The organism is Thermococcus fumicolans (genome assembly GCF_055386755.1).
Genome location: NZ_AP042424.1, coordinates 1,566,839 through 1,579,385, shown reverse-complemented (window position 1 = coordinate 1,579,385; position 12,547 = coordinate 1,566,839). Strand labels below are relative to the sequence as shown.

The 12,547-nt window shown below is 51.9% G+C and carries 14 protein-coding genes; 12 read left to right on the top strand and 2 right to left on the bottom strand.

The genetic code is table 11. The annotated features are described in order from the left end of the window. Positions 1-6: 6 nt before the first annotated feature. From feoB to ACZ5AM_RS08760, 9 genes are all read left to right on the top strand, one after another. Positions 7-2,013, top strand: a complete 2,007-nt coding sequence (gene feoB / locus ACZ5AM_RS08800) for a ferrous iron transport protein B (protein ID WP_464914605.1) — start codon at positions 7-9, stop codon at positions 2,011-2,013. Between the two features lie 9 nt (positions 2,014-2,022). After that, positions 2,023-2,295, top strand: coding sequence for a DNA-binding protein (locus ACZ5AM_RS08795; RefSeq protein WP_464914604.1), 273 nt, complete (start codon positions 2,023-2,025; stop codon positions 2,293-2,295). An 82-nt stretch (positions 2,296-2,377) separates the two neighbouring features. Further along, the gene (locus ACZ5AM_RS08790; RefSeq protein ID WP_464914603.1) at positions 2,378-3,619 is read left to right on the top strand and encodes a sugar phosphate nucleotidyltransferase; all 1,242 of its coding nucleotides are present in this window, start codon (positions 2,378-2,380) and stop codon (positions 3,617-3,619) included. Positions 3,620-3,788: 169 nt separating this feature from the next. Then, positions 3,789-4,673, top strand: coding sequence for a hypothetical protein (locus ACZ5AM_RS08785; RefSeq protein WP_464914602.1), 885 nt, complete (start codon positions 3,789-3,791; stop codon positions 4,671-4,673). 31 nt (positions 4,674-4,704) lie between these two features. Then, complete coding sequence (locus ACZ5AM_RS08780; RefSeq protein WP_464914601.1) at positions 4,705-5,655, top strand: hypothetical protein; 951 nt, start codon at positions 4,705-4,707, stop codon at positions 5,653-5,655. A 5-nt stretch (positions 5,656-5,660) separates the two neighbouring features. Further along, the gene (locus tag ACZ5AM_RS08775) at positions 5,661-6,038 is read left to right on the top strand and encodes a hypothetical protein (protein ID WP_464914600.1); all 378 of its coding nucleotides are present in this window, start codon (positions 5,661-5,663) and stop codon (positions 6,036-6,038) included. Between the two features lies 1 nt (position 6,039). Continuing rightward, positions 6,040-8,118 (top strand): hypothetical protein, encoded by a 2,079-nt coding sequence (locus ACZ5AM_RS08770; RefSeq protein WP_464914599.1) that lies wholly within the window; start codon positions 6,040-6,042, stop codon positions 8,116-8,118. Between the two features lies 1 nt (position 8,119). After that, on the top strand, positions 8,120-8,533 hold the full coding sequence (locus ACZ5AM_RS08765; RefSeq protein WP_464914598.1) for an ATP-binding cassette domain-containing protein: 414 nt from the start codon (positions 8,120-8,122) through the stop codon (positions 8,531-8,533). Then, a complete protein-coding gene (locus tag ACZ5AM_RS08760; RefSeq protein WP_464914597.1) occupies positions 8,534-8,785 on the top strand; it encodes an AAA family ATPase in 252 nt (83 codons plus the stop codon). 6 nt (positions 8,786-8,791) lie between these two features. Here ACZ5AM_RS08760 and ACZ5AM_RS08755 read toward each other — a convergent pair whose 3' ends face one another. Further along, positions 8,792-9,601 (bottom strand): DNA integrity scanning protein DisA nucleotide-binding domain protein, encoded by an 810-nt coding sequence (locus ACZ5AM_RS08755; RefSeq protein WP_464914596.1) that lies wholly within the window; start codon positions 9,599-9,601, stop codon positions 8,792-8,794. 142 nt (positions 9,602-9,743) lie between these two features. On the opposite strand from ACZ5AM_RS08755, the gene ACZ5AM_RS08750 reads away from it, so the two are divergent. From ACZ5AM_RS08750 to cyaB, 3 genes are read left to right on the top strand one after another with little or no spacing between them, the layout of a single operon-like run. Beyond that, entirely contained in the window at positions 9,744-10,280 is a 537-nt protein-coding gene (locus ACZ5AM_RS08750) for a UbiX family flavin prenyltransferase (RefSeq protein WP_464916100.1), read from the top strand. Continuing rightward, on the top strand, positions 10,277-10,759 hold the full coding sequence (locus tag ACZ5AM_RS08745; protein ID WP_464914595.1) for an Lrp/AsnC family transcriptional regulator: 483 nt from the start codon (positions 10,277-10,279) through the stop codon (positions 10,757-10,759). The genes ACZ5AM_RS08750 and ACZ5AM_RS08745 overlap by 4 nt, the downstream gene beginning before the upstream one ends. A 28-nt stretch (positions 10,760-10,787) precedes the next feature. After that, positions 10,788-11,300: a class IV adenylate cyclase gene (cyaB, locus tag ACZ5AM_RS08740; protein ID WP_464914594.1), complete on the top strand. Its 513-nt coding sequence runs from the start codon at positions 10,788-10,790 to the stop codon at positions 11,298-11,300. A 20-nt stretch (positions 11,301-11,320) separates the two neighbouring features. On the opposite strand, the gene ACZ5AM_RS08735 is transcribed toward cyaB, so the two are convergent. Continuing rightward, positions 11,321-12,514, bottom strand: coding sequence for a redox-regulated ATPase YchF (locus ACZ5AM_RS08735; protein ID WP_464916099.1), 1,194 nt, complete (start codon positions 12,512-12,514; stop codon positions 11,321-11,323). Positions 12,515-12,547 lie beyond the last annotated feature (33 nt).

Below are 12,547 nucleotides of genomic sequence, written 5' to 3'. Positions count from 1 at the left end.
TAGAGTATGGCAATGAAGGTCGTTGCCCTGGCCGGAAACCCCAACGTTGGGAAGACCACGATATTCAACGCGCTAACTGGAATGAGGCAGCACGTCGGAAACTGGCCGGGAGTTACAGTTGAGAAGAAGGAGGGGGTCTTTGAACATAAGGGGGAGAGATTCCTCGTCGTTGATCTTCCCGGGACTTACTCCCTCACCGCGAACTCGATAGACGAGCTTATAGCCAGGGATTTCCTCCTCAACGGGAGCGCCGACGTCGTCGTCAATGTGATCGACGCCACGGCCATAATGCGAAACCTCTTTCTGACAATGGAGATCCTTGAGATGGGCCTCACGAACGTTATCGTGGCCCTGAACAAGATAGACCTGGCTGAGAAGAGGGGGATTCAAATAAACGTTAGGGAGATGGAAAAAGCCCTTGGGGTGCCTGTTGTTCCGCTGAACGCCAAGGAGGGCATAGGCATCGATGAACTCAAGGAGAAGATATACGAGATGGCCCATGGAATGCTAAAGGCAAGCCCGGTGGTTCCTGTATACGAGCCCGACATAGAGCGGGAGATAAGCCACATAAGCCGGGCCCTTGAGGGCACCGAACTGGCTCAGAGATACAACCTCCGCTGGCTGGCCATAAAGCTCCTCCAGAGGGACGACAGCGTAATCAAGCTCATCCTCAAGACCCTCGGAAAGGAGAAGCTCGATGAGCTTCTAGGCCATCTGGGCGAGATAGAGGCCAAGTACAAGCGCCCCATGGATCTTATCCTCGCCAGTCAGAAGTACGAGTTCATAGACGGTCTCATGCACAGCTTCATCCGGTACGTCGGGAAAGAAGGTGAGAGCCTGAGCGACCAGCTCGACCGCATTCTCCTCCATCCCGTCTATGGTTTTCTGGCCTTGATCCTGGTCTTCTACGGCATGTTCAAGATCGTTTTTGCCTTGGGCCTTCCCCTGCAGGGCTGGCTTGGGGATCTGTTCGCCTCCTTTGGTGAGTGGCTCGGGCCTCACATAGCCAACCCCACGCTCAGGGGTCTTGTGGTCGACGGGATAATAGGCGGAGTCGGTTCGGTTCTCAGCTTCTTCCCGCTGGTTTTCCTACTCTTCCTCATGCTGGCCATCCTGGAGGACGTTGGCTACATGGCCAGGGTAGCGGTGCTCATGGAGAGGATAATGAGGAAGTTCGGACTCCCCGGGAAGGGCGTTATATCGCTCATCCTGGGCTTCGGCTGCAACGTTCCGGCGGTAATGGCCACGAGAACCTTGGACAACGAGAGGGACAGGCTGGTCACAATGTTCGTTAACCCCTTCATCCCGTGTTCCGCCCGTTTAAGCGTCATAAGCTTCCTGGCAGGAACCTTCTTCAGCTCCAACCAGGCCCTCGTTGCGGTGAGCGTTTACGCGATTGCGATACTGGTGGCGATCCTCTCCGCCTGGTTCGTCAGTCGCTTCCTGGTGAGGGAAGGCGAGGAGGTGCCCTTCGTTATAGAGCTTCCCGAATACCTCATACCCGGCTGGAAGACGGTGATCCTTCACTCATGGGAGCGGAGCAAGGAGTTCGTGAAAAAGGCCGGAACGGTTATACTCGTAGGTGCGATAGCCATATGGTACCTTAGCAACTATCCTGAGCCCATTGGAAGCGGGAAGAGCTACGCCGAGATGCTGGGCCATCTCTTTGCCCCCTACATGCGCCTGATGGGTCTGGACTGGAAGGCGGCCGTAAGCCTGATGTTCGGCATAATCGCCAAGGAGAACGTGATATCCACCTACTCGGTAATCTACGGGGTCAGCGGCGGTGAGGAAGCGCTGAGGCAGGCCATGATGGGTGTGATGAGTCCGCTCCAGGCCTACGTCCTAGCCGTGGTGACCACCCTGTACATACCGTGCATAGCCACGATCGGTGCCATAAGGGCCGAGAGCAACTGGAAGTGGGCGGCCCTGGCGACTGTGTACATGATAACCGTGGCTTCGCTGGTCGGGGTACTGATATGGCGCCTCGGGCTTGCATTAGGGATTGGGTGAGGGATTTGCATGTCTTCATTTTCCCTTGAGAGGGTTCTCGAACTGTTGAAGGAAGGAAAGACACCCGACGAGATCTCCTTGGAACTGGACGTTTCTAAGGATGAGGTGGACGGGGCTATAAAGATCCTCGAGAGCATGGGGTACGTGGAGAAGGTCGAGCTTGGGAGTTCGGCCTGTGAAGGCTGTCCACTGAGGAGGGTATGCCCTGGATCCTGCACGAGGGTTGGGGACAAGATACTGGTCGGCTTCACCCTCTCCGAGAAGGGGAAGGGAGTTCACTAGGCTTCGTTTACTCACTTCCGGGGATATATTTTACGGCCGTAAAATATATAAGCTCCCCCTCCGAGATAATACCGGTGATACCATGAAGGCGGTTATTCTCGCTGGGGGCTTTGGCACAAGGCTCAGGCCGATTTCATCCACAAGACCCAAGCCGATGGTTCCCGTTCTGGGCAAGCCCAACCTTCAGTACCTTCTCGAAAGCCTCGGGAAGATCGGTGAGGTTGACGAGGTCATCCTGTCGGTTCACTACATGCGCGGTGAGATAAGGGAGTTCATAGACGAGAAGATGGCGGACTATCCCAAGGACATACGCTTCGTCAACGACCCGATGCCGCTCGAGACGGGTGGGGCCCTCAAAAACGTTGAGGACTACGTTGATGAGGACTTCCTCGTTGTCTACGGCGACGTCTTTACGAACTTCAACTTCAGGGAGCTCATAGAGGCCCACAGGAAGAACGGCGGCCTGGTTACAGTCGCCGTTACCAAGGTCTACGACCCGGAGCGCTACGGTGTCGTCGAGACCGACGGGGAAGGAAAGGTCGTCCACTTCGAGGAGAAGCCCCACAGACCCAAAACGAACCTCGTCGACGCTGGCATCTACGTGGTCAACAAGAAAGTGCTCGAGGAGATACCGAAGAACAAGGAGGTCTACTTCGAGAGGGAGGTTCTCCCCAAGTTCGTCGGCAGGGGCGAGGTTTACGCCTATAGGATGCCCCGTGACGTCTACTGGGTCGACCTCGGAACACCGGACGACCTCTTCTACGCCCACCAGATAGCGATGGACGAGATAGCCAAGGAGAACGGCTACATGACCATAAAAGAGACTGCGGAGGTTCCCGAGGACGTTGAGATACAGGGGCCGGTCTACATCGATGAGGGGGCCAAGATAGGCCACGGGGTTAAGATAAAGTCCTACACCTACATAGGGCCCAACACGATAGTCGAGGATAAGGCCTACTTCAAGCGCGCGATCCTAATCGGAAGCGACATAGTCAAATCCGAAGCGGAGATAAAGGACAGCATCCTCGGCGAAGGCGTCGTCGTTGGAAAGAACGTCATCCTCAAGGAGAACGCCGTGGTAGGGGACTACGCGAAGATATACGACAACCTGGTCATCTACGGGGCGAAGGTCCTCCCCTGGAAGAAAGTTGAAGAGTACGAGGCCTTCATCAAGATAAAGCTCGATCCGACGAAAGTGAGGCCCGGCCAGTACCCAGACCGCTGCCCGCTCGGCCTGCCGGAGTGCATCTACAAGAAGTTCAAGGCGATAGCCGGCGAAAAACCGCCGTGCGACGAGTGCATAGAGAACCAGTGGCTGTTCTGAGGTTTCTATCTTTTTGTTCTCATTTTGTTTTATTACTGCTCTCTGGAGTTTTGTTCCTCCAATTTACACAATTTTGTTAATTGACACCATAAAATTTATATACTACGTTGTGCAGTATTTAATCTGCCCGACGTTGATTGTCGGACATGTCTCTTGGGGGAGGTAAACCATGAAGAAGTTGTTGAGTTTGTTGATTGCCCTGGATTTTCTCTTCAGTACGTTAGTTGCAGTTCCAGTAAACGCGGGGTGGGTGCAGCAGGACGAAGTTTCAAAAACGTATACTTCCGATGGACACCTTCTTGGCAAGTTCTATGCTGTCCAAGGATCTCCGGAGGCTATAGAACCCGACGTCCCAGACTATTTAAAGCCTTACATGCCCAAAAAAATAACAATATACATCCCTGACACAGATTTTCCTCCCATAATTAGTCAAGAAGCAAAAAGAGTATCTTCCTTCAAGAAAGAAGACGGCAACTCTTGGACGACATGCACCCTAAAGATATTTTGCACCTACTTCTATCCAGAGATTCAGGTCAGGAAATATGAGGATTACTACGTATCAGGCGCGGATCCAGAGATAGAGATATCCTTTGTCAGTGGAAAGAGTTATCTGTCAGGCTCCTCAGAACCCTATGATGCGTTAGAATCTATTTACAAAACTGCCTTTGATGCTGTTTTGTCTCTGGCGGGATCCCCCATTGGTCTTTCGTGGCTATTTGATGCTTTAGAGAGTAACGATCCCCGTGTTAGTGGGGAGCAAACTTCTCATTTGACTATTAATCTAAAGACAAGTAGCTTCCTTGGGCAGACGTACTATGAAGCAAAATATGGAATTCTCTATGACACCATAGTATTCGGAGGGCTCAACAACTGGGCTCTCAAACATAAACCTATATATTCAAACTTAATAGACTTGGACACGAGGTATACAGTAGTTGCTGGATATTGGATCCCTGACAACATATGGGGTGGGGGAACCTTCGTCCCAGTGAAAACAGATTATGTGGTACTTCACAATGTGGATGCAGAAGTGATCTTAGTCCCTTCAAATTGAGGAGGATAACGAAAAAGCGGGGGATGAAGCCATGAAACCTAGAAAAAGTGTCCTTGCCCCGCTTTTGGTTTTTATTTTTGCGCTGCTCATGCTAAGTGCCGTATATATGACGGTCGACACCGTCAGAAACTCCCAAACTTCTAAATCAGAAAGAGACAATGTGAGTTCCCGGGAGAAGTCGCCCTACGCCCGGGTCTTTAACGAGATCCTCAACGAAAGCGATGCCCTTCATGGAGACACTGAAAAGCTCGTCTACGGGCCCTACATGTGGAATGCCCTCGATGACTCCCCCCACAACTGCACCATAACGAAGAACTTAACTTCCCTGAGGGCGGTGGGGGATAGGATCTATACCCTGTACAAAAACCTGTCACTAAATATGACCCAAAAAAGGGACCTCATTGGAATCATACTGCTCACCGATTTGGATATGGATATCTCATTTACACTCGGGAAGATCTCGTATCTTGTGCAGTCCAGATACATCAGCCCCGATGTTGAAGTCGAGGCATGCATATCCCTCCACCGGCTGGAGAATTTTGAAAAGTACAGGGAAAAGGCCTTGGCCATGTACGGGAAGCCCTGCTTTTCCTACGAGTACTATAGAAACCTGTCCCTTAAGATCAGAAAATTCATCACGACCTCGTACCGGCTTAGGAGCACCAACCGAACCTGGGATGTAGAGGTCAGGCGCTTCCTCGAAAAATCAGTTGAGATACTTGCATCAAACGAGACACTGCTTAAAAGGAACTTGGACGAGAACTATTCTCCCCGAAAGGCTGCACAGTTGCTTGAGAACTTCGCTAGGCAGGTGAGAGCCGATCCTTACATGAACGTCCTGTGGGGCTCATCACTGAATTATCTCGTCTACCTCAGGAACAGTGATCTTATGAAGTCAGGTGCTAGTCCTGTTCAGATCGATGAGCACTACCTTGAGGTCTTCTGGGCCTGGTACCACATGTTCGCTCCAGAGTGCGGGTGAGTGCGATGGGGGCTCTTTGGAATAAACTATTTGGGGCATTCTTTGGAATCGTTGGAACGGCTGATTTTCTCTCGATCCTCATACTCTACAAGATGAGCAATCCGGGAAAGACCCTCGTTCTAAAGGCGTTCCCGGTAGAGTACTGGGTCGTTAAAGTTGGAGAGATGGGCGTGGCTTTTGCGTACCCTGTCCTCTGCCTTGTGGGCTCGTGCAATCGCAGAAAAACACTGGCTCTACTGGCCTTTCTCTTCGTCCTCCTCCGGCTACTCTCAAACGTCCCGCTACTTGGCAATATCACAAAAATAACCGCAGGAGGTATTATCAGTTCTCTCATCATCTACATCGGAGGAATGGCAACCATGTATAATCTAAGGAGGTGCTGAAATGATAGGCTACCTGTTCAAAATAATCGCAAGGAAGAAGAGTTTTGTCATGGTTTTTCTATCCCTCCTCGTGGTGTCTTTTACGGTGTTCCATTTAGTACTCCAGGTCGATGCCTTAGTGGATAAAAACGTGGAGTACCAGTTCAGGGAATACAGGCCCCACGTTGTTTACTTCACCCGTTTTCTCCTGCCCGGTGAGATATCCTCCGGCTATCCCCTTATGGACGACATCCGAGAGTTCACAGGTTCGCTTAAAAGAGATATGACTACCGGGAACTTCAGTACAGAACCCCTCGTTGGATTCTCATGGAGCGATATTAAACCGGTCACGTTTATGGGAAAACAGATCAACGTGGTGGTGTACCTGACGGACAATCTCTCGTCCCTCAGTAAGTTTGGGTTCCATATTAACGCTAACAACGGTGTTTTGCCTGAAAACACCATCGTAATACTCGATTCAAACCTCACTCCGGGAATGGATCCCGAGGTTGTTCTTTCGCAGTTCTTTGGTAGAAACGTTAGCGTCGTAGAAGCAACGAGAACAGCCCTGGGTTACCCCCTTCTTTCAACTGAGGACTCCGGAGTTCCGTACGTACAGGTCGTTGCTCCACTTAAAGACTGGGTTCTCAGCGCCTGCGTTCGGAATCTTAGAAGGCCTCCCTCAGTGGAAAATGGGCTCAGCCTGCTAGTTTACACTGCGGTTAACTTTAGACATCCAGTAAAAAACGTCTCGAGGCTTGAGACGATAGTTAAGGAGACAATACCAAACCAGCTCTTTCCCAAGGTCCTCTGGGATGCCTACCAGGGGCTCTCCATCTTCAGGAATAAAACCGTCTACCTGGAAGTGAGAAGCCCTACAAGTGACAAAAGAGCGCTCTATTATAACGGCAACTACTACAATTACAGTGAAGAAGAGCTGTGGAAGCTTGCCGATGAGGGACACCCAATAGTACCGGTGACAATATTTCTGGAGAAGGGCGACATAGTGAACCTCGTAAAAGATTCAAGGGGGTACGTGCTCAAGTTCTTCGTTGGATACAGCGGGCTTTTAGTGGTGCTTTATCTCCCATTGTTCATGTTGCTCCTCTACACTTCGTCTTTATTCTACAGGCAACTGATGGGAGACCTCACCCTCCTCTCCCTGCGGGGGATGACCGAAAATCACCGCAGAGTTGTAGATCTAACGATCCTAGGTGCCTGTTTATTGGCAGTCCTCATTTCCTATGGGGTATTCAGTGCGGTCTACGGTAAATCTCCCTCGGCTTTAGTGGGTGGTGCCGTGGTTTTGCTTTCATACTTAACTCTGCTGATTTCACAGAAGCTCCGCGGAGAGGGAAGGCTAAGAACATTCCTCCTACCTCTACTAACTGCCTCCTTCATCGTACTCGGTTACCTGAGGATTAACGGTGTAGTCCTGATGAGCCGGGGCTGGGGGTTCCTCGTTATATTCCTAGCATTTCTCTATGCCCTATCCCCGCTTATGGGATTGTACTACGGAGTACTATCCGAGCAGTTGATAAGAAGACTCATAGCCCTGTTCCAGAAGAGGAATCCCCTACCTTACTATGAGAGGATTCTCTGGCAGTACACCCTAGTGCTCGCTTTTTCCGCTTATACCCTCGCCATAGGGATTCTGCCAGAGTTCATATCCACTGGAAAGATAGTTGCCGAAATATCCCGCTCCAATGAGTATTTCAACCTGGTTGGATACAGCAACGTCTCCATTCTAGGCCTCTTGGGTGAGTACCTGGAAGAGCTTGCCCTAATTTTTGGGTCGGCTGGTTGTATCGTAGGTTTGGTTATCCTTGGAGTGATAATATCCAAGTACCTGGAAGCCAAGAGGTACTCAAAACTCCGCGGGATCGATGAGGAAACCCTCAAGAGACAGACCATAAATGCAATCTTTGTTTTTGCCTCAATACTGGTTGTCTCCACAGTCGTGTTGTTGCTAGTGGTGGCCCTCTTCACTGACGCCTATATAGGCTTCAACTACACGGAGGCGAAAATGTCGGTGGAGAGCGGACGGCTCATTGTTAAATCGCTCTTCAAGCCACCTCATATCTTCGTCTGGGGTGATTAAAATGGGCGTAGTTGAGTTCGAGGACGTGTTCGTGAAATACGAAACGTACACAGGTGGGGTTTTGGCACTCAGAGGGGTTACGTTTTCTCTTCAAGAAAAGGAGACGGTGTTGATTATGGGGCCCTCGGGAAGTGGAAAAACGACGATACTGAGAGCGATCCTCGGATTAGTACAGCCGCTACACGGTTCGGTCAGAGTCTTTGGGACGGAGCCAAAGGACGAGAAACGCGCCCTTGAAGTCCGGAGAAAAATTGGCTATCTGACTCAGGAGGGGAGGATGATAAAGGAGCTTACAGTATGGGAGAACATCCTGTTCTACGCCAAGGGGAGGGGAAAAAGCATAGATGCGGAGGCCGTTAGAAAACTCGCGGAGAGACTGAACATTGAAGCCGTTCTTGATAAACATCCGGACTAGTTGAGCGGCGGTGAGCTGAAGAGGGCAGAGCTTCTGATGGTGCTATCGGACAACCCGGGGCTTTTACTCCTCGACGAGCCAACTTCAATGCTCGATGCCGAAAACTCGGAGACAATCGTGGAACTGATTTCCGAGCTGGGGGGAAGCGTTCCCATGATAATAACATCCCACGATCCAAGGCTTGAAAGGGTAAGCGATAGGATTCTAAGGATAATTGGCGGCAAGCTCGTGGAGGGGGATAAAAAGTTTTGATCCCTCTCAATATTTCATCCTCGGGTTGTACTCGAGCAGCATCATTCCGTTCTTGAAGATCCTTATGGTGCCGCTCTCGGAGAGGCTTATGGCGGTCGCCTTCGTGAGCTTTGTTATTCCAGCTGCCGCTATGTGCCTCGTCCCCAGGCCCGGGGGCAACCTCAGATCCAGCCCCTTGGGATCGACTTCGAGGTAAACTCCCGCCGAGACTATCCTTCCCCGGGAGCTCACTATGAAGGCCCCATCGAGCTGGGCGAACTCCTTTATGATCTCCTTGCTGTCCCTGTCCAGGACGTTTATCTTGTGGCCCCTGAACGGGTTCGGCAGCATGCTGTGAGAGTGCTTTAGGACGTTCTTAACGTCCCCCACCACGAACAGGGTTCCAACTGGGTAGCCCTCCCGGCCTTCAATGCTCAGCTCTATCGCTATCTCCAGAAGCCTTTGAACGACCGACTGGGCCTGGGCGAAGAAGCCGTTCATGGCGAATAGGTTCCTCTTGACTGTTCTCACGCCCAGGATCTCCGAGGTTATGTAGACGAAGGATTCACCCTCCTTGACCAGCTGCTGTTCTATCAGAAAGGCGGATACCAGGTTCAGTGTGCTCTCCAGGTCGAGGTTGGGAGGTATTGAGAGCCGTATGCGCCTCGGGTGCTTGACGTCGAAAACGGGCCCAACGATCACGAGTGTTAAGTCCGTGGTTGAAACTAGACTTTCTTCCACCTCCGCAGGCGGTTCGGCTAGAAAAACGACTACCCTTGTCCCCACGCTCTTCGCGACGTCAACTGCGGCTTTGCTCAGTGTTTCGATTATCGCCATCCCCTAAAACCATTTGCTGATCTTATGATGGAACTATTAAAACTTTCGTTCCCACTACGTGCTTCCCCTATAATTAGGTAAGCTTAAAAAGGATCGATCGTACACCCGAAGGGACGCGCTCATGGGTACGGCGGACGGAAAGATGCGTATCGTCGTTGCCATCACCGGCGCCAGCGGTAGCGTCTACGGTGTTAGGCTCGCTGAGAAACTTAGATCTATGGGACACGAGGTCATCCTACTTGCGTCAAAAACGGGCATAGCCGTGGCGAAGCACGAACTTGGAGTTGTTTTAGAACCGGATTACAGTGAGGATGATCTCTTTGCGCCTGTAGCCTCGGGATCGTACCGTTTCGATGCCATGGTAATAGCGCCCTGCTCAATGAAGACCCTAGCTTCGATAGCCAACGGCATCACGGACAGCTTGATCACCCGCGTTGCGGATGTGGCACTAAAAGAGCGGAGAAAGCTCGTCCTCCTGATCCGGGAAACTCCCCTAAACGTGATCCACATCGAGAACATGCTCAAGGTGGCCCGGGCGGGTGCCGTGGTCATGCCTGCCTCTCCAGGATTTTATACTCGGCCCAAAACTTTGGATGATATCGTAAACTTTATAATCTGGAGGATCCTAGATCAGATCGGGGTAGAGGAAGACTATCCCAGATGGAGGGGAGCAGGATGATTCAGCTCGACGATCTTGATAGGGCGATTCTCAGGCTTCTAAAAAAGGACGCGAGGCTTACGATCTCGGAGATAGCAGAGAAGTTGAACAGGCCGGAATCAACCATACATTTTAGAATCAAGAAACTCCTTGAGAAGGGTGCGATAGACCACTACACCATACTTCTCGGAGAGGCCCTTCAGCCGAAGAAGGTTGCCCTGGTGGTTCTGCAGGCCGAGACCCCGATAATCGAGGACTTCCTCGAGCGTTACGTTAACCACATCATGAGGACCCTCTCGATGCTCTCGAACGTACTCTTCGTGGCCAAGAGCGGAAAGGACACGGTGATCGCCCTCATCGGCGGAGAGGACGGGGAGAGCTTGGAGAACTTCATAGACGAGAACATAAAGACGCTGCCAACCCTCAAGGGGGTCCACGTATACTTCCTGGACGAGATAAAGAAGGGAAGCGATTTGGTGGGCTTCTTGGTTGACGTTTGATCCCTTACAATTTTCATTGGTGGACTCGATGGAGATCGAGGTCAAGTTCAGGGTCGACTTCGACACCATAAAGGAAAGGATAGAGGCCCTTGGGGCAAGCTTTGAGGGAGAGGAAATCCAGGAGGATCTGTACTTTTCCGTGCCCCTTCCAGAGCTCCTCAGGGTCAGGAGGGTTGAAAACCTTGGGAGGTCTTTCCTTACCTACAAGTACATTGAGGATCCCGGGAAGAACGAGGAGTTCGACGAGCTTGAGGTTGAGGTTTCCGATTTTGAAACAGCCGTGGAGATACTAAAACGACTCGGCTTTAGGGAGGACGTGGTGGTCAGAAAGCGCCGCCTCGTCTACAAACTAGGAAACGTGACCTTTGAGTTGAACGAGGTGGAAGGCCTCGGCTCCTTTCTTGACATTGAGGTTATCTCGGACGACGTGGGGGAGGCCAAGAGGAGGATACGGGAAGTAGCGGGAACGCTGGGGCTGAGTGAGTCCGACGTTGAACCTCGGCTCTACCAGGAGCTAATCCGCGAGAAGATGGAAGAATAAAGGAAAACTCCCCCAAGCACTTAGCGAGCCGTTGCGACTATTTTGATTATGTCGTTGAACTGGAGCTCGTAGTCGTCACCGACACGCCTGTGGGTTCTCGCGTTGACGGCGTAGAGGAACGTCTTGCCAAGATCTGTGTGGACTTTGTACGCTAGGTCGCGGGGGTTGGAGCCCTTTGGGAGCAGGTGAACGTGGGGCAGAACGTTGCCGAATTGATCCGTCAGCTTGTGCTCGTCCTCTACTGGATACACTGGAACGAGTTTGAGGAGCTCAAAGACGGCCGTATCGATGACCTTTTGTACGCCGGTTGAACCAAAGCGGTCGAGCACCTTCTCCCTTATGAGCTCAAGCGCCTTCTCCTGCTTAGGGTTCATCTTCTTGAGGATCTTGAAATCACCGGATCCGGGTATGTAGTCTATGAACCCCGCCCTGGAGGCTTTTCTGAGGGTCAGCTCCGCGGCCGCGCTCGTGGGGATGACAATGTAACCCCTGCTCTTCCCTTTCTTGATGAGCCTCTCTATCTGGGCATCCGCGGCCGCGTCGGCCTTGTTGGCTGCTATGATTATCGGCTTGTTTACCTTTCTGAGCTCGTGGACGAAGTTGAGCAGATCCTCATCGCTCCACTTCGTGGGATCGCTTTCCAGCCCCAGCCTATGGAGCGCGTCCCACACGTCCTCTTCCCTAACGCCTATCCCGGACAGGTGGTCGGCTATTGCCTGCTCGAGCTTCATGTGCTGGAGCTTTATCCTCTTGGAGAACTTGTCCCAGTTCTTCTTCAATATGCCGTATATCCAGAAGTCTATCTCCTTCTCAAGGAACTCTATGTCCTCGACCGGGTCGTGATGGTCTGTAGGCTGGCCCTCGGCGTCCGTCTTCCCCGTCGCGTCTATGACGTGAATTAGCGCTGAGGCCATTCTCAGGTCATCGAGGAACTTGTTTCCCAGTCCCCTGCCCTCATGAGCACCTGGTACGAGGCCGGCCACGTCGATCATCTTGACTGGTATCAATGCTATACCGTCCCGGTACTGGTAGTTCTGGGGGTTCGGTGTGCAGCCTAGCTCTTTGCATGGATGCTCTGCCCTCGCGTACGTGACCCCGACGTTCGCGTCTATCGTCGTGAACGGGTAGTTGGCGATATCAACGTCAACCACGGTCGCGGCCGAGAAGAACGTTGATTTTCCGACGTTTGGCTTTCCGACGACCCCAATCTCCATCGTCAATCCCCCACCCCAGTTGGGTTCGGGGCT

Coding starts and splice junctions, on each gene's coding strand:
- ACZ5AM_RS08795 (WP_464914604.1), top strand. CDS start 2,023: ATGTCTTCATTTTCCCTTGAGAGGGTTCTCGAACTGTTGAAGGAAGGA.
- ACZ5AM_RS08735 (WP_464916099.1), bottom strand. CDS start 12,514: ATGGAGATTGGGGTCGTCGGAAAGCCAAACGTCGGAAAATCAACGTTC.
- ACZ5AM_RS08745 (WP_464914595.1), top strand. CDS start 10,277: ATGATTCAGCTCGACGATCTTGATAGGGCGATTCTCAGGCTTCTAAAA.
- ACZ5AM_RS08755 (WP_464914596.1), bottom strand. CDS start 9,601: ATGGCGATAATCGAAACACTGAGCAAAGCCGCAGTTGACGTCGCGAAG.
- feoB (WP_464914605.1), top strand. CDS start 7: ATGGCAATGAAGGTCGTTGCCCTGGCCGGAAACCCCAACGTTGGGAAG.
- ACZ5AM_RS08790 (WP_464914603.1), top strand. CDS start 2,378: ATGAAGGCGGTTATTCTCGCTGGGGGCTTTGGCACAAGGCTCAGGCCG.
- ACZ5AM_RS08785 (WP_464914602.1), top strand. CDS start 3,789: ATGAAGAAGTTGTTGAGTTTGTTGATTGCCCTGGATTTTCTCTTCAGT.
- ACZ5AM_RS08750 (WP_464916100.1), top strand. CDS start 9,744: ATGCGTATCGTCGTTGCCATCACCGGCGCCAGCGGTAGCGTCTACGGT.
- ACZ5AM_RS08780 (WP_464914601.1), top strand. CDS start 4,705: ATGAAACCTAGAAAAAGTGTCCTTGCCCCGCTTTTGGTTTTTATTTTT.
- ACZ5AM_RS08770 (WP_464914599.1), top strand. CDS start 6,040: ATGATAGGCTACCTGTTCAAAATAATCGCAAGGAAGAAGAGTTTTGTC.
- ACZ5AM_RS08775 (WP_464914600.1), top strand. CDS start 5,661: ATGGGGGCTCTTTGGAATAAACTATTTGGGGCATTCTTTGGAATCGTT.
- cyaB (WP_464914594.1), top strand. CDS start 10,788: ATGGAGATCGAGGTCAAGTTCAGGGTCGACTTCGACACCATAAAGGAA.
- ACZ5AM_RS08765 (WP_464914598.1), top strand. CDS start 8,120: ATGGGCGTAGTTGAGTTCGAGGACGTGTTCGTGAAATACGAAACGTAC.